The sequence below is a fragment of the Gemmatimonadaceae bacterium genome (assembly GCA_036003045.1).
Lineage (GTDB): Bacteria > Gemmatimonadota > Gemmatimonadetes > Gemmatimonadales > Gemmatimonadaceae > JAQBQB01.
Genome location: DASYSS010000030.1, coordinates 22,910 through 40,142, shown reverse-complemented (window position 1 = coordinate 40,142; position 17,233 = coordinate 22,910). Strand labels below are relative to the sequence as shown.

General features: G+C 65.8%; 17 protein-coding genes. 7 read left to right on the top strand and 10 right to left on the bottom strand.

The window, feature by feature from the left end; translation table 11 throughout:
* The first annotated feature begins 12 nt into the window (after positions 1 to 12).
* The 3 genes from VGQ44_06980 to VGQ44_06970 all read left to right on the top strand — a co-directional run bounded on the left by VGQ44_06980 (position 13) and on the right by VGQ44_06970 (position 4,041).
* Entirely contained in the window at positions 13 to 795 is a 783-nt protein-coding gene (locus VGQ44_06980; protein HEV8446544.1) for a VOC family protein, read from the top strand.
* Between the two features lie 44 nt (positions 796 to 839).
* Positions 840 to 2,210: a magnesium transporter gene (mgtE, locus tag VGQ44_06975; protein ID HEV8446543.1), complete on the top strand. Its 1,371-nt coding sequence runs from the start codon at positions 840 to 842 to the stop codon at positions 2,208 to 2,210.
* A gap of 166 nt (positions 2,211 to 2,376) precedes the next feature.
* Positions 2,377 to 4,041: a leishmanolysin-related zinc metalloendopeptidase gene (locus VGQ44_06970; protein HEV8446542.1), complete on the top strand. Its 1,665-nt coding sequence runs from the start codon at positions 2,377 to 2,379 to the stop codon at positions 4,039 to 4,041.
* Positions 4,042 to 4,052: 11 nt separating this feature from the next.
* Here the strand turns inward: VGQ44_06970 and VGQ44_06965 are convergent, their stop codons facing one another.
* The 4 genes from VGQ44_06965 to VGQ44_06950 all read right to left on the bottom strand — a co-directional run bounded on the left by VGQ44_06965 (position 4,053) and on the right by VGQ44_06950 (position 8,906).
* Positions 4,053 to 5,255: a YncE family protein gene (locus tag VGQ44_06965; protein ID HEV8446541.1), complete on the bottom strand. Its 1,203-nt coding sequence runs from the start codon at positions 5,253 to 5,255 to the stop codon at positions 4,053 to 4,055.
* A gap of 28 nt (positions 5,256 to 5,283) precedes the next feature.
* Positions 5,284 to 7,611 (bottom strand): TonB-dependent receptor, encoded by a 2,328-nt coding sequence (locus VGQ44_06960; GenBank protein HEV8446540.1) that lies wholly within the window; start codon positions 7,609 to 7,611, stop codon positions 5,284 to 5,286.
* Between the two features lie 134 nt (positions 7,612 to 7,745).
* Positions 7,746 to 8,165 carry a hypothetical protein gene (locus tag VGQ44_06955; protein ID HEV8446539.1) on the bottom strand — a complete coding sequence of 140 codons (420 nt, stop codon included), beginning with the start codon at positions 8,163 to 8,165 and terminating at the stop codon, positions 7,746 to 7,748.
* A gap of 189 nt (positions 8,166 to 8,354) precedes the next feature.
* The gene (locus tag VGQ44_06950; protein HEV8446538.1) at positions 8,355 to 8,906 is read right to left on the bottom strand and encodes a DUF4142 domain-containing protein; all 552 of its coding nucleotides are present in this window, start codon (positions 8,904 to 8,906) and stop codon (positions 8,355 to 8,357) included.
* Between the two features lie 119 nt (positions 8,907 to 9,025).
* Here VGQ44_06950 and VGQ44_06945 point away from each other — a divergent pair, with 119 nt between their 5' ends.
* The 3 genes from VGQ44_06945 to VGQ44_06935 all read left to right on the top strand — a co-directional run bounded on the left by VGQ44_06945 (position 9,026) and on the right by VGQ44_06935 (position 12,878).
* Complete coding sequence (locus VGQ44_06945) at positions 9,026 to 9,664, top strand: helix-turn-helix domain-containing protein (protein HEV8446537.1); 639 nt, start codon at positions 9,026 to 9,028, stop codon at positions 9,662 to 9,664.
* Positions 9,665 to 9,958: 294 nt separating this feature from the next.
* Positions 9,959 to 11,557 carry a DUF1800 domain-containing protein gene (locus tag VGQ44_06940; protein HEV8446536.1) on the top strand — a complete coding sequence of 533 codons (1,599 nt, stop codon included), beginning with the start codon at positions 9,959 to 9,961 and terminating at the stop codon, positions 11,555 to 11,557.
* Positions 11,558 to 11,570: 13 nt separating this feature from the next.
* The gene (locus VGQ44_06935) at positions 11,571 to 12,878 is read left to right on the top strand and encodes a DUF1501 domain-containing protein (protein ID HEV8446535.1); all 1,308 of its coding nucleotides are present in this window, start codon (positions 11,571 to 11,573) and stop codon (positions 12,876 to 12,878) included.
* 29 nt (positions 12,879 to 12,907) lie between these two features.
* On the opposite strand, the gene VGQ44_06930 is transcribed toward VGQ44_06935, so the two are convergent.
* Entirely contained in the window at positions 12,908 to 13,288 is a 381-nt protein-coding gene (locus VGQ44_06930; protein ID HEV8446534.1) for a plastocyanin/azurin family copper-binding protein, read from the bottom strand.
* Positions 13,289 to 13,303: 15 nt separating this feature from the next.
* On the opposite strand from VGQ44_06930, the gene VGQ44_06925 reads away from it, so the two are divergent.
* Positions 13,304 to 13,822, top strand: coding sequence for a hypothetical protein (locus tag VGQ44_06925; protein HEV8446533.1), 519 nt, complete (start codon positions 13,304 to 13,306; stop codon positions 13,820 to 13,822).
* Positions 13,823 to 13,841: 19 nt separating this feature from the next.
* On the opposite strand, the gene VGQ44_06920 is transcribed toward VGQ44_06925, so the two are convergent.
* Genes VGQ44_06920 through VGQ44_06900 form a run of 5 tightly spaced genes read right to left on the bottom strand, consistent with a single transcriptional unit; the run spans position 13,842 to position 17,170 of the window.
* Positions 13,842 to 14,603 carry a molybdopterin-dependent oxidoreductase gene (locus VGQ44_06920; GenBank protein ID HEV8446532.1) on the bottom strand — a complete coding sequence of 254 codons (762 nt, stop codon included), beginning with the start codon at positions 14,601 to 14,603 and terminating at the stop codon, positions 13,842 to 13,844.
* Positions 14,600 to 15,346: a cytochrome b/b6 domain-containing protein gene (locus VGQ44_06915; protein HEV8446531.1), complete on the bottom strand. Its 747-nt coding sequence runs from the start codon at positions 15,344 to 15,346 to the stop codon at positions 14,600 to 14,602. Before VGQ44_06915 ends, VGQ44_06920 begins: the two co-directional genes overlap by 4 nt.
* The gene (locus VGQ44_06910) at positions 15,343 to 15,723 is read right to left on the bottom strand and encodes a DUF1634 domain-containing protein (GenBank protein HEV8446530.1); all 381 of its coding nucleotides are present in this window, start codon (positions 15,721 to 15,723) and stop codon (positions 15,343 to 15,345) included. The genes VGQ44_06915 and VGQ44_06910 overlap by 4 nt, the downstream gene beginning before the upstream one ends.
* Positions 15,723 to 16,559, bottom strand: a complete 837-nt coding sequence (locus VGQ44_06905) for a sulfite exporter TauE/SafE family protein (protein HEV8446529.1) — start codon at positions 16,557 to 16,559, stop codon at positions 15,723 to 15,725. The genes VGQ44_06910 and VGQ44_06905 overlap by 1 nt, the downstream gene beginning before the upstream one ends.
* Entirely contained in the window at positions 16,559 to 17,170 is a 612-nt protein-coding gene (locus VGQ44_06900) for a DUF2911 domain-containing protein (protein ID HEV8446528.1), read from the bottom strand. Before VGQ44_06900 ends, VGQ44_06905 begins: the two co-directional genes overlap by 1 nt.
* Positions 17,171 to 17,233 lie beyond the last annotated feature (63 nt).

Sequence of the window (17,233 nt, the reverse complement as noted above, 5' to 3'; positions counted from 1 at the left end):
CCGGGAGCGCCGATGCCGATCCCCCAAGGCTGGTTCGTCTGGCACGAACTGGCGACGACCGATCCGGGCGCCGCCGAATCGTTCTACAAGCAGGTTGCGCCGTGGTCCGTGCGGCCATCAGAGTTGTCGAATACCTACCGGATCATCGAGGCCGGCGGGGCGACGGTCGGCGGCATCGTGGCCGTCGATCCTACGCAAGTCGATCGAGCCGGCAATCCGCACTGGACGCCCTATGTCTACGTGTACGACGTGGACGCGACGGCGCGGCAGGCGACGAGTCTTGGCGGACAGGTTCGCGCCGGCCCGGCCGAGGTGCCGGGGGTGGGCGGCTGGGCACTGCTGGCCGATCCCCAGGGGGCGACGATCGGCATCTACGAACCGGACCGCCCCGGCCGCTCGCCGAACGGAGGTCCGAGTCGCGGCGAATTCTCCTGGCACGAGCTCCCGACCACCGACTACAACGCCGCGTTCGCGTTTTATAGCCCGCTGTTCAACTGGGAGAAGACCTCCGAGTTCGACATGGGCGCCATGGGGACGTACTTCATGTTTGGCCAGAAGGGGCGGTCGTACGGCGGTTTGTACAACCGCCAGGGCGACGCCACGCCGCCACGCTGGCTATCCTACATCGCGGTCTCTGACGTGAACCCCGCCGCGGCGGCCGTGACGCGCCTTGGCGGTGCTATCGTCAATGGTCCGATGGAAGTGCCGAACGGCGACTGGATCGCGATGGCGCGCGATCCGCAGGGCGGCGCATTCGCGCTGCAATCGCCGAAGCCCGGCGCGAGTCCGCCATAAACATTCTTTAAACACAACGGCCAGTCAGGCCAGCCCCGGCCACCATGCCCAACGCCGAACTGCTGTACCTCCTGCAGGGCGACCCCGCCGAGTTGGCCGAAACGCTGGCCGGCATGCGTCCGGCCGACATCGCCGAAGCATTGCGGGATCTCATTCCCGCCGCGGCGGCGCAAGTCGTCGCCGCCATGCCCTTCGATCTCGCGGTGCAGGTATTCGACGAGCCCGAGCTCGAAGGGCGATACGCGATCATTCAATCGATGGAGCCGGGAGCAGCGGCGGCGCTCATCGAGGCGATGTCGGCGGACCAGCAGGCGGACCTCGTGCGCGGTTTGCCCGCGACGGCGCGGAAGCCGCTGCTCGACAAGCTCGACCCCGACACGCGGCACACGCTCAAGCTGCTGCTCAACTACAAGCCCGACACCGCCGGCGGCATCATGACGACGGAGGTCATGACCGTGCCGGCCGATTGGAGCGTGGCGCAGACACTCGACTACATCCGGAAAGTCGCCCTGCAAAAGGAGACGGTGTACGTCGCCTACCTCCTGGATCACGAGGACCGGCTGGTGGGTGTGGTGTCGTTGCGTCAGTTGATGGTCGCCGACCCCGCGTCGACCGTCCTGCACGCCGGCTATCGCCGCGCTCCATTGACGGTCTCGCCGCACACCGACCGCGAAGAAGTCGCTCGCGTCATCGCCAAGTACAACCTGCTCGCCATTCCCGTCGTCGACGAGGGCGAGCACGTCCTCGGCATCGTCACGGTGGACGACGTGATCGACGCGATCGTGCGGGAGCAGACGGAAGACGTTCAGAAGTTCGGCGGTATGCAGGCCCTCGACCGGCCATACATGGATATCGGCTTCGGACACATGCTCCGTAAGCGCGCGCCGTGGCTCTGCGCGCTCTTCTTGTCCGAGATGCTGACCGCCACCGCGATGCAGAACTTTCAGCACGAGATCGAACGCGCGGCGCTATTGGCGATGTTCATCCCGCTCGTGATGAGCTCCGGCGGCAACTCGGGATCGCAGGCGACGTCGCTCATCATTCGCGCGATGGCGCTCGGCGAAATCAGACTGCGCGATTGGTGGCGCATCGCCGTGCGCGAGTTGCCGACGGGGCTCATGTTGGGAGGCATCCTCGGCGTGATCGGTTTCGGGCGGATCTCGCTGTGGCAGGCGCTCGGCTTTTACAACTATGGGCCGCACCACGTGCTGGTCGCGCTGACCGTGGCGCTGGCGCTGGTGGGCATCGTGTGCTTCGGATCGCTCGCCGGCTCGATGCTGCCGTTCATCCTCCGCCGGCTCGGGTTCGACCCGGCGAGCGCATCGGCGCCCTTCGTCGCGACATTGGTGGACGTCACGGGCTTGGTGATCTACTTCAACGTCGCTTTGCTCGTACTGCGCGGCACGCTATTGTGACGATGCGCGCTCTGTCCACTCGGGCGCGCCGACGCCGTAATACCAGTATCGCCTTCCAGTCGTTCTCGAGGTCTCAGTGAAGTTGTCGTGTGCATCGCGAGCAGCTTTGGCGCTGCTCGTTTGGTCGGCCGCTTGTCACGATGCAACCGGTCCGACTGTGAAACCCGTGGGGGTCCGTGTGGTCTCGGGCGACGGACAAGCCGCACCCGCCGGAACAACGCTCGGGGCAGCGCCGCAGTTCGTCGTGTACGACGCATCCGGTTCGGCGATCGCCGACGTCAAGTTCTCGGTGAGCGTGTCGTCCGGCGGCGGAAAGATCTCGGGTACGCCGGGCCGCACGTCGAGCTCGAACACGTCGATCGGGACCTGGACGCTCGGGCCGCGCGCCGGCGCGAACACGATCACCGTGTCGGTGACCGGCGTCGCGCCGCTCATCATCACAGCGACGGGCGTCGCCGGGCCGGCAGCACATATCGCGCCGATCACACCGATCGCGCTGAGCGGACGGGCCGGCGAGCCCGCCGCGGCGATTTCAGCACGCGTGACCGACGCGTTCGAGAATCCTGTGGGCGGCGCCGCGGTCGAGTTGAGCGCGACCGCCGGAAACGCGCCGCCGTCCGCGACGGCCGACGCCGGCGGCGTGGTCAACGTCACCGGCTGGATACTCGGCACCGTCGTCGGACAAGACGGCCTGACTCTGCGATCGGGTCCCGCGACGGTCACGTTCATCGCGAACGTGCTCCCAGCCGATCCGGTGGCTCTGACGAGAGTGGACAGCGCGCCGCCGGCCGCGCTCGCCGGCGCGCTCCTCGCGCCCGTTCGGCTGCGATTGACGGACCGGTTCGGAAACGCGGTCGGCGATCAGCAGCTCACGCTCACGGTGACGGGAGGCGGCGGATCGCTGGGCGCGAACACAATCTCCAGCGACGCCGGCGGAATCGTCATGCTCGCCGGATGGACTCTCGGACGAACTACCCTGCCGCAAATCGTCCACGCGTCCACGGCGACGCTCAGCGCGGACGTCACCGCGGTCGTGCAATCCGCCTTTCACATCGACGTGCGCTTCTTTGGTCCCGACATGACCGACGCGCAGAAAGCGCTCTTCACGAACGCGGCGGCGCGAATCAGCGCGGTGATCGTCGGATCGATTCCCGATCAAACGCTCAGCGGCTTGTCCGTGTCCGCCGCGTGTGGCGTTCCCGGACTTCCGACGCTCGACGAAACGATTCACGGCATCGTCGTCTTCGCGTCGGTCGCGTCCATCGACGGTCCGGGCGGCATTCTCGCGGGTTCGGGACCGTGTCTCCTGCGCAATGCGCCAGCATTCTTCCCGTCGGTTGGGGCGATGCTGTTCGACGCCGACGATCTCGCGGGATTGGCGTCCGAGGGGATTCTGCAAGACGTGATCACGCACGAGATGCTGCACACCGTCGGGTTTGGCACGATCTGGGACACGAAAGGCCTGCTTCTCGCCGGCGGCACCGTGACCTCGGCGTTCGCCGGCCCTCGCGCGCGCCAAGGATGTGTCGACGACGGCGGCTCGGCCGTTTGCGCCAACTCAGTCCCGCTGGAGAACGACATGATTCCTGGAACGGCCGATGCGCACTGGCGCGAGTCGATCTTCGGGCCGGAGTTGATGACGGGTTTCGTCAACCACGGCGCGATGCCGCTCAGCGCGATCACCGTCGGCAGTCTCGCGGATCTGGGTTACACAGTGAATCCACTCGCCGCGGATCCATTCGTCGTGCCGACTTCGGCGACGCACACCGTAGTTCCCTCGAAAACGACGCCCTGGGAAATTCGAATCCAGCCACAAGTCCTGCCGCCGTAATGCGCCTGCGCTCAGCGGCGCGGTAGGGCGCGCGCCAAGTCGATCAGCTCGACGGTGTGACTCGCGAAGTTCGTGAGCACGAGCGTCCGCCCGTCGGACGTCACACGCATCTCGCGCGGAAAATCGCCGGATGGAATCGACCCGATCACCGCGCTCGCTCCATCGCCGACCTTCGACGCGTCGATTACGCTCAGCGACGGCTTGTCCGCGGCTCCGGTACCGCCGAAGCGATTGGAGTTCGTCACGACGATCGCGCGGCCGCTGTCGACGACGGCGACGCCCACGGGCGCCGTTCCGACCGGCACGGTCGCCAGAAGTGAATGTCCCGGATCGCCGACCAGCTTCGCGCGATCGAAGACGAGCAACGCGTTGCTGTTTCGCGCGCTGACATAGGCGCGGTCTCCGGCCGGCGACAGCACGAGACGCACGGAGCTGCATCCCGCCCCGACCGCCGCGATCACGGAGTGCACGGGATCCTTCAGCGCGCGGTCCACGTCCACGACCAGGATCGCGCCGCGCGGTTTCACGAGAGTGGAGTCGTTTGCCGCGCCTTCGCGGCGGCATTCGTTGGGCCAGCCCAGACTCTGGGGCGCCGTTTCACTGGTGACGTAGAGCAGCTTTCCGTCGGGCGAGAACACCACGGAGATCGGCAACGGCCCAGTAGGAATCTTTCCGACGATCGCCGACGCCCGGAACCGCTCGCGCTGCGCGGCGGCGAGATCGACGATCGTGATCGTGTTCGCCCGTTCGTCGGCCACGAACGCGTATTTGTCGTCGGCCGTCACGTTCACGTAGATGCGGCCGAGCGTTCCCGGTTCGTCGAGGTAGCCGAGCACCGCGTTGCCGCGCCCCGACACAGCTCGGCCGGCATCGATGAAAGCGAGCCGGTTTCCCGCCGCGACGACGAGCAAGCGCCCGTCGTGCGTGAGCTGCATGCCGGTTGGATTGCCGGTCAGATTGACGACCCGATCGACTGACGCGTTGCCGCCATCGCGGCGAATCACGGCGATTCCCGGGTGCGAACCGGTGACGTTCGTCAGCGAGACGAAAATCCAGCAGCCGTCGGCGCTGGGCAGCGCTTGAAACGGATTGCCCGGCACCTCGACCATAGTGATCGAATCACGCGCTGGCGCGTTGCAGTCGGCGACGGCCCGCGCGTTCGCTCGGCCGAGCAGGAGCAAGGGTGCGGAGAGAACCAGCGTGGCGATGCGCATGTGGAATGGCCTCGCCGATGAATCTACCTCAGTACGAGACTCGAATCCCCGCGCTGATTACGCGGCCGTCGAGCGGCGCCCAGGGGTTGTCCGCCCATTGGCCGGCCGCACCGGTCGATGGGCGCAGCACGGGGCCGTACTGCAACTGATGGACACCCGTCAGATCCTTGGCGTACACGAACAACATCGCTCCCCAGCGAATCTGCTTTTCGACCCGCGCGTCGATCGTGACATAGGGAGTGCTCGTGCCGAGCGTCGAATCGGCGAGCGTCTGGTTGCCGACGAAGTGCACGGCCACGCCGAGGGTCTTGTCGTGCTCGCGGACGTACGCCCAGTCGAGATTGGCCGAGTGGCGCGGGGTAAACGGTACCGGACGAATGAGCGACGTGTCGACCTCGAAATCCTCGCCGAACAGGCCCATGATCTCGGGGCGCGTCGCGTCGAGGAACGAGTAGGTGGCCGTGAAGCGAATCGGCTCCATACGGTACCGCAGGTGCACGTCGACGCCCTGCGTGCGCAACGGCTCGTCGCCGTTCACCAGTTGAAAGCCCTCCGCGGCGCCGGGAGTGTTCCGCACGATGAGCGGGTGCGTGATGACCGTGCGGTACGCCGAACCGCCGAGCGAAAGCGCGCCATCCGTGTGGTCCACGTCGAGCGACCATCCGAGCGCATGTTCGGGCTGACGCGCGTCGCTTCGCTGGATGTGCGCCAAGCCAAACGCCTCTGTCTCGTCGATCAGCGGCGTGGGCGCGTAGAAGCCGTTCGCGCGCGAAAGGCGAAGCTGCCATTCCTCGTTCGGGCGAACGACGACCGACACGCGCGGGCTGACGAAGTCGCCGAACTCACTCTGAAGGTCGAGGCGCGCGGCCGACGTGATCGCGAACCGCGGATCGGGCGCCCACGTGTGTTCGCCGTAAAGGGCCGGCGTCGTGTAGCGATAACTCTGGTCTCGCACGTCGAGCGCCGCGTACTGGTCGCGGTCGATGGCCACGCCGCCGGTGAGGACGTTGGCGCCCACCGTCTTCGTGACGGCGACGTCGCCGAAGATCTCGTTGCGACGGTCGCGCTCGCGGTCGTCGCCAAACCAACGCGTCCGCCACTCGCGCGTCATCGACGCACGAACCGTGAGCAATGTGTTGGTGTCGAGCTGGATGCGGCCGACGGTACCGGCGTACCCGCGGCGCGTGTCGGCATCGTCGCTGTATCTGTTGAAGTCGGGCAGTCGCGCATCGGCAAACGTTCCGCTGCGCGTGTTCTCCGTCAGCCATCCGCCCGTCATGAACCACGTGCTCGTCGGGTTCCGCGACCAGTAGACGCGCGGCTGCACGACGACGCGCTTGTAGCCGGGCACTTCGGCCCAACCATCGCCGTCAGGATCGCCGGGGTTGCGGTAGTGTCGGCCGGCGAGAAGTGTACCCGCCCACTGCGACGAGAACGTGTGCGTCTGAAAAACGGCGGCGTCCGACGCTTCCTGCGTCGTTCCGTTCACGAGCGCCGTGGAAGGCGAGGTCGGCGCCGCGGAGACGACGTTTACGCTGCCGCTCAACGCCGTCGGTCCGTAGAAGGCGGACATGACGCCGGGCGTCACTTCCACTCGCTCGACGCCGAGGACCGGCATCTGGAGCGGATCCTGTCCCTCGGGCGTGGCACCCAAGAGCGGCAATCCATCCGAGAGAATTTTCGTATAGCGCGAGGGCATGCCGCGTATGCGAATGCCGACTCCGCCGGAGCCGGCGGACAGCGGCTGCACGCGCACGCCGTCGAAGCCTGACAGCAGATCGGAAATGTTGCCCGGAGATCGGTCGAGTTGTGCGTCGATCGCTTCACGATCGCTGACTTGCACGTACGTCGCGACGTCCGACGTGCGCTGGTCGTTTCGTTTCGCGGCGACAGGAGAGGGGGCCGGCGATGCTGGAACCACCATCGCCGGCGGAGGTGGGACCGGGGTTGACACCGGCGTCGCGTTGGGGGCTTGGGTCGGAGGAGCCGCGTTGACAACGCGAGCAACGGGGGCGGGGGCCGCGGCAACGCGACGAACCGGAATGGTCACGTTGGTCGTGCCCACTCCGACGAAGACCGCGAGACTCTCCGGACGAAATCCTGTCGGCGCCACGTGAAAAGTGTGGCGGCCGATCGGCACCCTGAACGCCACGCGACCGCTTTGATCGGTCACGCTGTTCGTGGCTCCGATGGCGACGGTGGCGCCGGCGATCGGTGTGCTGTCGGCCGCGACACGCACGACGATCGTGCCGGTGTTCGTCTGAGCGTCAGCCGCTCGGGGGGGGGCGGTGAGGATGGCGGCCACGAAGAGCGCCGCCGAACACAGTCGACCCGCGAGCCGGAAAGGATTCGTCATTGGAGGCTGGTTGGTCCCGTCGTAGGACGGCTGGGGCGGACGCCGTGCAACGTCACGGCGCCCGACGTTACGACAGGGTGCAGCAGCCTAGATCACATTCGCGTCGCGCACGCGTGCGTTGCGTCACACGCTCGTCAGGTGCGCGTGCGTCCGAGATGCGCGACCATCGCCTTTCGCGCCGCGTCGAGTGCGGCTTGCGGGGTCATTCCATGCGCCTGGCACACGCGGTGGATGCCGACACGATACGTCGCAGGCGACTGCGTCGGCTTGAGTTGTGTGCTGAACTCGCACGCGATCATGCGACAGCTCTCGTCGACCTTCACGACCCACGCGCCGCGCAGGAATTCCGGGTTCTCGTCCAGCGAACCCTCGACGACGGTCGGCCCCAAACCGAGTCGCCAAGCGTCAGCCGAGTCGGCGAGCTGGCGCCCCATCAACGACAGGCTCTCACCGAGCGCGTAGCGTTCGACGAGTGTCTCGCAGTAGCGCTTCGCTCCGTCCCTCGTCGAGAAAATTGCCAGCACGGAATCGTGCGGCCGTCCGTCCGTAGCCATCCAAACCCTCTTCACCGCGCACCCGAAGATAAACCGAAGCTAGGATAGGGTGTGATGGTGAATCGCACAAGAGACGCCGGGTAACCGGGAAACCGGGCACAGGGATACCGGAACTGCGTTGGACGGTCGTCGTGTCTCGCCGTTCCGGTATCCGGTACCCGGTTTCCGGTTACCCGTTTTCGAGCCCGTCTACGGCGTGATCTTGTCCAGAAGGTTCTGCGCCATGTCCTGATGTGCCTTGAAGGCCGGCGCGACCTTGGTCACCAGATCCTTCACTTCCTGGTTCTGGAGCGCGGGCATCAACGTGGAGTTCATGGCCGCGATGACGGCCTTGTGGTAGTCCACCTCGTGCTGCAGGAACGCCCGGTCGAAGGCCTTGCCCGATAGACCCTCGAGGTTCTTCATCGCCGCGTCGTGGTCCTTCTTCATCTGAAAGTCCTTCGGAAGCGCCGGCACCTTGACGCCGAGCTTCTTCGCCAGGTCGCGGCCCTGCTGGCGGACGGTCCTGTGATCGCGCTCGAGCTGCGCTCCGAAATCCCGGATCTCCTTGGTGGTGGCCTTCTTCGCGCCTAGGCCTCCGGTTTCGATGTCCCACGTGTTGGCGTTGTCGAAAATGGCGACGATGGTCGCGTCATCGAGCTTCGGCGCGGCGGGTTTGGCCTGCGCGGCAGCCTGGCTCGCCGAAATCACGGTAAGGGCCACAGCTGCAAAAACGGCGGTCGTTGGTCGAACGATCTGCATCGGTGGGTCTCCTGTTTAGAGCAGAGGTCCGTGATGCTAACGCATCTACCGATAATTTGTCAAGGCATTTCTTGTTTAATTATCTCGGACTATACTTGCTCGGGACGGAGGGGCACAGCATGCGGTGGTGGGAGACTTCCATAGGAGGCGCGGCGCGCGGGCGAATCATCGCCCTGCTCAAGCGCGGCGAACGAACGGTCGACGAGTTGGCGGCCGAGCTCGGCGTGACCGACAACGCCGTGCGCGCGCACGTCGACCTCCTCGAGCGCGAGGGGATCGTCACCCAAACGCGCGTCCGCCGAGATGGGGCGGTCGGGAAGCCGGCCACTCTCTACGCGATCGCCGCAGATGCCCACGCCACTCTCTCAGCGGCCTACGCCCCGGTGTTGACCGCGCTCGTCTCGGCGCTGCGCGACCGCATGTCTCGGCGCGAGCTCGATGCGCTGTACCGCGACGCGGGCCGCCGCATGGCGGCGAGTCAGGGTGAGAGCGACGCGCGCGGATTCGAGACCCGTATTCGCGCCGCGGCCGTCCTCCTCTCGGGATTGGGCGCCGAGTTGGACGTAGTCAAGGCCGACGGCGGCTTCACGCTGCAGGGTCACGCCTGTCCGCTCTCCGACGCCGTGCGCGCCGACCCCTCGGTGTGTCAGTCCATTCGAGAACTTGTGGCGCAAGTCACAGGTGAGTCGGTGCGCGAGTGCTGCGATCGTGATGGCGCGTCGCCGAAGTGTCGTTTGGAGATTCGCCGATCCGCCTGAGGAAACTTTCGCGCAGGCGACATCCGTAGCTGACAAGGCTTGTCACAAACAGCAGGAAAATTTTGTCCGCGGCGGCCTCTGCCATGCAGATGGGACGCGGGCGCTGGACAATCGTCTTCCACGTGAGATGATTGGAAGCCTGCGTCGCCTTAACGAAGCGCGCTGACAGACGTCTCTTCCTGAAATACCGTCCCGCACTCGTACGAAGCGAAGGTCGGCGTCATTGCGCGACGCTGTGTAGCGGTGCCTGTACTCGTCGTACCCCGATTCGATCCTGCTGACGAGGGTCTCCGCATGCGAACGACGATCCCCGATCCATCCGCGGCCACCGAGCCCGGAACTCCCGACACAATTTCGACGGACGCTGAACACAACGAAGCGATCGACGCGAGACGGCGCCGGTCATTCGTGTTCTTCGGCGCTCTCGCCGCCGCCGTTTTGCTGCCCAAGCGCACGCGCGCGCAGTCGCGGCAGAAAGGCAAACGGCCCGTCGACACGGAGCCGAACAGCGGCTTCGCCGAGGTGATTCCGAAGGAATCGGCCGCAGCGTTCGCCGAGTGGGACACGGGAACGTCGAGGCTCGTGCGCCGCGTGACGCTCGGCATGAACCAGGGCGAATTGCAGCGGGCGGCCGCGATGGGGTGGCAGGGATACCTCAACTATCAACTCAATTATCAGCGAATCGACGACAGCGCCCTCGAGTCGGCGGTCGCGTCGCGCTATCCGTTGATGACGCAAACGGCCGACGTCCTGTTCACGGCGGACGCCGGCCAAGTTCAGAATCAGCTCAAGGAATCGACCATCTACCGCGGCGCGTTCTCGCAACGGCAGCTGTATCAACGCATGGTCGAGTTCTGGACCGACCACTTCAGCCAGTCGATCGACAAAGTCGGGTACCTGCTCGCCGTCGACCAGCGCGACGTGATTCGCGCGCACGCGCTCGGAAAGTTTCGCGATCTGCTCCAGGCGAGCGCGCACAGTCCGTCGATGATCACGTACCTCGACCAGAACACGAGCAACAACCGAGCGCCCAACCAGAACTACGCGCGTGAAGTGATGGAACTGCACACGTTGAGCGTGAACGGACCGTACACGCAAACGGACGTCGCCGAGCTATCGCGCGTGTTGACGGGCTGGACGACGACCGGAAAGGGCGTGTTCGTCTTCAACCCGGCCATCCACGACTGGGGGCAGAAGACGGTGCTCGGCGTCAACGTTCCGGCGGGGTCGCCGGCGCTGGGGCAGGCAGGCATCAAGGAAGGCGAGATGATAATGGACTTCCTCGCCTCGCACCCGAGCACGGCGTCGTTCATCGCGTCGAAGCTGCTCAAGTGGTTCGTCACGCCGACGCCGACCGACGCGCAGGTCGCGGCGATCGCATCGGTTTTCCGGGCCACCGGCGGCGACATCAAGGCGGTCGTGCGCGCGGTGCTCAACGACGTGTGGCTGCCGACGGCGCCGATGAAGTTCAAGCGACCCTTCCATCTGCTCGTGTCGGCGATCCGGGCGACGAATCCGACGGTCACGACGACGTCGTTCTTCAACAGTCAGATCAACAACCTCGGCCACCCGCTTTTCCAGTGGGACACGCCGGACGGTTTCCCGGACAAGGTCGAATACTGGGCGGGCAACATCCTGCCACGCTGGGCGTTCGCTATTTCACTGTCGAGCCAGAACTCGGCGACGAGCGTGAAGGTCGACACGGCGCCGTACCTCGCCGGATCGGCGGACAACGTGATCGACCTGATCAACAACAACTACTTCGGCGGCGAGATTCCGACGACGACGCGCACCGCGCTCACGAACTATCTCAAGGCCGGCACGTTCAACGACGCCCGCGTGCGCGAGACGATCGCGCTCGGCCTGAGCGCCAACGCGTTCCAGTGGTATTGACCAGGAGCTCACGATGACCGAACACGACATCGACTGCGGCTGCCAAGAGTACAACGAACTGACGCGCCGCCAGTTCCTGGAAAGGAGCGCGGGCGTCTCGGCGGCGGCGCTCTTCCCGGCATGGCTCCCGAAGATCGTCATGGCGAAGAATTTCTCGTCCAGCCGCGACATCATCGTCTCCGTCTTCCAGCGCGGCGGCGCCGACGGACTGTCGCTCGCCGTGCCGTTTGCCGACGCCAACTACTACACGTCGCGCACGTCGATCGCGATTCCGCGCCCGGACTCGAGCGCCGCGACGAAGGGCATCAACCTCGACGGCTTCTTCATGTTCCCCCAGGCGATGGCCGGCGGGGCGGCGGGAACGGGCGGCCTCATGCCCGCGTTCCAGGGACAGGATCTGCTGATCGTGCACGCGACGGGACAGCTGAACAACTCGCGGTCGCACTTCGACGCACAGCGATACATGGAGGTCGGCAAGCCGGTTGACCCGTCGCTCGTCACGGGGTGGCTGGGCCGCCACCTGGCGAGCATTCCGCCGCTCAACCCGGCGGCGCCGCTGCGCGGCATCGGCATCGCCAATGGTTTGCAGAAGACGCTCGTCGGCGGCCCCTTGACGCTGCCGATCGCCGATCCGACCAACTACTCGATCGGTGGCTCGAGCTCGACGCAGGCGGCGCGCATCGGCTTCCTCCAGGGCGATTACGCCGGCGCCGATGATCCGGTGGGTTCGTCGGCGTTGAGCGCAACGAACACGATCGGGCTGCTCAAGTCGGTCAACTTCACCGGCTATGCGCCGGCGAACGGCGCGGTCTATCCCAACAGCTCGTTCGGCCGCGCGCTGCGTTCAGTGGCGGCGCTGATCAAGAACAACGTTGGGATTGAAGCGGCCCAGGTGGACATCGGCAACTGGGACACGCACTCGGACCAGGATCCGCTGGCCGGCTCGATGTTCAAGACGATGCAGGATTTCTCGAATTCGCTTGGCGCGTTCTACGCGGACGTGATTGCCACGGGGCAGCCGGTGACGGTGGTCGTCGTCTCGGAGTTCGGGCGCAACGTGCGCGAGAACGGCAGCGGTGGCACGGACCACGGCCGCGGCACGACGATGTTCGCGATGGGCAAGGGCATCGCCGGCGGTCGCGTGCTCACGAAGAACTGGCCCGGGCTGGCGCGCGAGAACCTCGATTCGGGGCAGGACCTGAAGGTCACCGTCGACTATCGAGACATTCTCTCGGAGATCGTTCAAAACAGGCTCGGCAACTCGAACCTCGGCTTCGTCTTTCCGTCGTGGACCCCCACCATGCTCGGAGTGACGCGCTAAACCGGTCGGCCGGAAAAAAGGCGAATGAGCTACTGAACTGTGACGCTGCCGGTCATGCCGGGATGTACGTCGCAGACGTAGTTGAACGTTCCGCGGGTCGAGAAGATGCGGGTCGCGGTGCCGGTTTTGAGAACGTTGATATCGGCGGGAGCGCCGTTGCCGGCGGGAGTGAAGCGAACGTTGTGGCCTTGTCCGTCGGACCCGCCGGTGAAGCTCCAACGCACGGTGTCGCCGGCGTTCACGGTTGCGAAGACGGGGCTGAAGGCGTCGCCAACGGTGAAGATGTCGACGGTTTGGTTGGTGGACGGTTTGGAGTCCGGCGAGGTCGAGCAGGCAACCGTCGTGGTGACGAAAATGAGCCCCGCCGCTGCAACGCGACGGACGACGCGCAGGACGGGGATGGACGACACGAGGAGGGAAGGTCGATGAGTCATATGCCAATGAGACGCTTCGGTCATGATGCAAGAAACGCGTCGTCCGGTCGAGGGCGCGCGCTGCTCGCGCTCTGCGCGGCGGTGACGTCGACGTTCCTCGCGGCGTGCGGCAGCGACTCCGGGCCCACGGGGCCGGGTGGTCCGTCGAACAAATCGCCGAATGGGTCGTATGCCATCTCCACGATCAATTCGGCGCCGCCGCCGGCGGCGATCTTCTCCGACACCGGCGGATTCAAGCTCGAGGTAATGTCGGGGACGATCACGCTGAACGCGGGCGGCACGTATTCCATCGTCACGAATTACCGCGAGACGCTCCCGGGGGTGTCGGATCTCTACTCCGACAGCACCGGCGGCACGTGGGCGATGCCGTCCGGCAGCTCGACGATCACGTTCACGAACGCGACGGACAGCACGACGGACCAGGCGACGTGGACTTCGGGACAGCTGACGTTCGTTGAGCCCGGCGTCTCCCCGCCGCAGATCACCTTCGTCTACAAGCTCAAGTCATAGGCGCGGTCCGCGCGTCGCCTCAGACGCCGCCGTACCACTCGTAGCCCTGATCGCTCCAGTATCCGCCGGTGCGCCGGGGGAGAAACATGATGCGCGTCAGGTACTTCGTGTTCTTGTAGCCGAGTTTGACCGGCGAGTAGATGCGCGCGGGCGCGCCCCACGCGGGATTCAGATAGTGCCCGTCCTGCGCGTAGACGACGATCGTCTGCGGATGCATCGCGCTGTCGATGTCCCAGCTCTCGTGATAGTCGTCGTCGAACGACTCGAAATCGACGTACTGCGCGCCCGGTTGCACGCCAGCGAGCTTCGCCAAATCGGCGAGCGCGACACCGGTGCGCGTCGCGACGGCCGTCCAGCCTTCCACACAGAAGTGGTCGAGCCGATAGCCTGTCCGCGGCAGCGACGCGAGATCGGCGAGTGAAAGGCTGAGCGGCTGCTTCACCATTCCGCCGACCTGGAGCCGCCAGACGCCGCGCGTCGCCTCGTCCCAAACGGGCACCCGCTTCGAGACGAAGTACGATGGGAAATGCGAGCCCGCCGCTCTCGCGCTCGAGGAGGGGGCGTCCATCGACGTGTGCCGGAACAGCACGCGCTCGAGCGACTCGTTCTTTCGCTCCGCGAACTTGAGCAAGCCTCCCGCCGACTTGGGCCCCATCGAGTCGCACGCGGCCAATATCGCGGCGCCGAGCGCGCCGCCGCTCGCCATGAGAAAGCGGCGTCGGTCGATGGCGAATCGTTCGGCGATGTGCGACGGTGGCCGCGGTGGTCTCGAGTCGCTCATGCGGCGGGAGGCGGTGTTGACGACGGCGTCGTGCCCGCGCCCGCGGGCTGGTGCGCCGGTAGCAGATGAACGAACGGACGCGCGTTCCGCTCCTCCGGCGACCACTGCTCCTTGTAGGTGCCGGTGACCATCGAGACCATCGAATACGGATCGACGGCAAACACCATGAAAATATGTCCGAACGTCAGCACGACGAGCAGCAGCATGACGACGAAGTGCCAGTAGCGCGCCCAGACGTAGCCGCCGAGCAAGTGCGTGAGAAAGGCGAGTTGGACCGGCTTCCAGATCGCGATTCCCGTGATGACCGCGAGCGCGCCGAGAATCGGAAACGAGAAGTACACCATCCGCTGCAGTGCGTTGTGCTTGCCCTGTCGCGGATGGTCCTTTCGCGCCGTGACGTAGAACCGGACCATCTCCCACGCGTCGCGCACCACGCCGCGGCGCGGCACGAGGTCGCGCCATTCGCCGTGGGTGTAGACGAAACCGAGGTAGACGAGTCCGTTCACGACGAGCACCCACATCATCGCGAAGTGCCAGTTTCGCGCGCCGGCGAGCCAGCCGCCGAACGTCAGGCTGGCCGGAATCGGCTTCCGCTCGAAGGGATAACAACAGAAGGTCTCCCCGCGGCGGGCGAACGCGGGGTACGCATTGAAAATCCGTAGCCCGCTCCCGACCATGATCGTGAGCGCGACGACGTTGATCCAATGCGTGATGCGGACGACAGGATGATGACGCTTCTTCATGCTTTGCCGAATGCCAGGGCGTACACCAGCAACGACAGAACGATCGACGTGATCACGACGTACTTCCGATCCCGCTGCAGCGCGAAGGCGACGAGCGTGAACGCGACGCGCGCGACCGGCGTCGCGATCAGGAGCAACAATCCGAGCTGCGCGATCGCTTCGCCGTTGAACGTCAGCGCGCCGCGGACGATGCTGACGATCGACTCGAGCGCCGGCGGTTCACCGCGAAAGGTCCGGTGGGCCACCGGGTCGCCGCCGTGCTGGATGAGCAGCAGCGCGCCGCCCAGCGCCGTGACAGCCGCCGCGACGATCACGCCAAGCCGGAGCAACCCGCCGATCGCCTGTTGTACCTCGTGTTCCGAAACGCGAGTCGCCATCAGATGGTTCCCGTAAATCCCTTGTACAGCATCTCGACCGCGGCGACGAACACGATCACCGTGAACAGCGGACGGAGCCATCGCACGTCGGCACGGGTCAGAATCCGCGCCCCCAGCAACGCGCCGCCTCCGGCGCCGAGCATGACCGGAAAGGAAATCGCCGGGTCGATTTGGCCCTGGTGCAGGTACACCGCCGCGCTGACGGCGGCGGTCACCCCGATCATGAAGTTGCTGGTCGTCGTGGACACCTTGAACGGCAGCGACATCACCTGGTCCATCGCCAGCACTTTGATGATCCCGGCGCCGATGCCGAGCAACGCCGACAGAACCCCGCCGACGAGCATCAACGCGAACCCACCCGGGATCCGACGCGCCGAGTAGTGCTGGGGTCCGGATGGGGTCGGGTAGGACGAGTCGAGCTGAAAAAAAGCCGCCCAGCGATCGGGCGTCGTCAGAATCGCGTGCTCGGCCCGAGGACGCAGGGAGCGAAGCGCCGTGGCGATCAGAACGACTCCGAACAGTATGGAGAGCTTTGCCTGGGTCGTGTGGACGGAGAGCATCGCGCCGATGAGCGCACCGATGGTCGTCGCGATCTCGAGCAGGATGGCGATGCGAACATTCGTGTATCCCTCGCGGACGTACGCCGCCGCCGCGCCCGAGGATGTGGCGATCACCGCGATGAGCGATGCGCCGATCGCGTAACGCATGTCGATGTGAAAGAGCAGCGTCAGCATCGGCACGACGATGATTCCCCCGCCCAATCCAGTCAGAGATCCAAGCAGACCGGCGGCGAAAGATCCGACGCCGACGAGCAGGGCGAGGGACGCCAGGTTCATCAGATCTTGACCTTCCAGGGCGTCGAGAGCTCGACGGTTCCCCACTTGATGCGGAGCACGCCGGCCGGGTCAGCCTGTCGGCTGGGATTCGTCGAATTTGGCGTCAGGTAGATGCTCAGCGCGTCCTCGGAATCGGTGAGCGTTCGTGCGGTGAGGCGCACGCGGCCGATGTCCTTCGAGGGATTGCGGTCGGTTCCCCAGATCGCGGTCTGGCTGTTGAGAATCAGGTCCCAGTTGTTGCCGGCGTGCACGAGATAAAGCGTGTAGTCGCCGCGGGGCACCGCCAGCGGTCCGATGGTGAGATCGAGGTCGGTGTGAAGACTCGTGGCGTCGTTCGCCCCGAAGCGCCACACGGTGTCGTTCGGGATGAGACCCCCGACGATCTTGCGCCCGCGGGCGTGCGGCTGACCGTACGAGATGGCGATGCGCGCCGGTCCGGTGTAGCCCGCGTCCTCGGCATACCATTCGTTGCCGATCGGGCGGGAGTTCACATGCACTTCGACGGTCGCGAAGCTGCTCGCCGCCATCCGAGGCGTTTCCTTCGGCTGTTGGGCATGGACGACCGATCCGAGCACCGCGAGCGCCGCGGCGCGTCCGACGAGGCGAAGCATAGTTTCTCCGGAAGTGTGGTGGGTAGGCGCTTGGAGGATGACTGGGGCCCCGTACGCGCCGCA

Coding starts and splice junctions, on each gene's coding strand:
- VGQ44_06935 (HEV8446535.1), top strand. CDS start 11,571: ATGACCGAACACGACATCGACTGCGGCTGCCAAGAGTACAACGAACTG.
- VGQ44_06945 (HEV8446537.1), top strand. CDS start 9,026: ATGCGGTGGTGGGAGACTTCCATAGGAGGCGCGGCGCGCGGGCGAATC.
- VGQ44_06925 (HEV8446533.1), top strand. CDS start 13,304: ATGAGTCATATGCCAATGAGACGCTTCGGTCATGATGCAAGAAACGCG.
- VGQ44_06965 (HEV8446541.1), bottom strand. CDS start 5,255: ATGCGCATCGCCACGCTGGTTCTCTCCGCACCCTTGCTCCTGCTCGGC.
- VGQ44_06915 (HEV8446531.1), bottom strand. CDS start 15,346: ATGAAGAAGCGTCATCATCCTGTCGTCCGCATCACGCATTGGATCAAC.
- VGQ44_06900 (HEV8446528.1), bottom strand. CDS start 17,170: ATGCTTCGCCTCGTCGGACGCGCCGCGGCGCTCGCGGTGCTCGGATCG.
- VGQ44_06955 (HEV8446539.1), bottom strand. CDS start 8,165: ATGGCTACGGACGGACGGCCGCACGATTCCGTGCTGGCAATTTTCTCG.
- mgtE (HEV8446543.1), top strand. CDS start 840: ATGCCCAACGCCGAACTGCTGTACCTCCTGCAGGGCGACCCCGCCGAG.
- VGQ44_06950 (HEV8446538.1), bottom strand. CDS start 8,906: ATGCAGATCGTTCGACCAACGACCGCCGTTTTTGCAGCTGTGGCCCTT.
- VGQ44_06905 (HEV8446529.1), bottom strand. CDS start 16,559: ATGAACCTGGCGTCCCTCGCCCTGCTCGTCGGCGTCGGATCTTTCGCC.
- VGQ44_06910 (HEV8446530.1), bottom strand. CDS start 15,723: ATGGCGACTCGCGTTTCGGAACACGAGGTACAACAGGCGATCGGCGGG.
- VGQ44_06980 (HEV8446544.1), top strand. CDS start 13: ATGCCGATCCCCCAAGGCTGGTTCGTCTGGCACGAACTGGCGACGACC.
- VGQ44_06960 (HEV8446540.1), bottom strand. CDS start 7,611: ATGACGAATCCTTTCCGGCTCGCGGGTCGACTGTGTTCGGCGGCGCTC.
- VGQ44_06940 (HEV8446536.1), top strand. CDS start 9,959: ATGCGAACGACGATCCCCGATCCATCCGCGGCCACCGAGCCCGGAACT.
- VGQ44_06920 (HEV8446532.1), bottom strand. CDS start 14,603: ATGAGCGACTCGAGACCACCGCGGCCACCGTCGCACATCGCCGAACGA.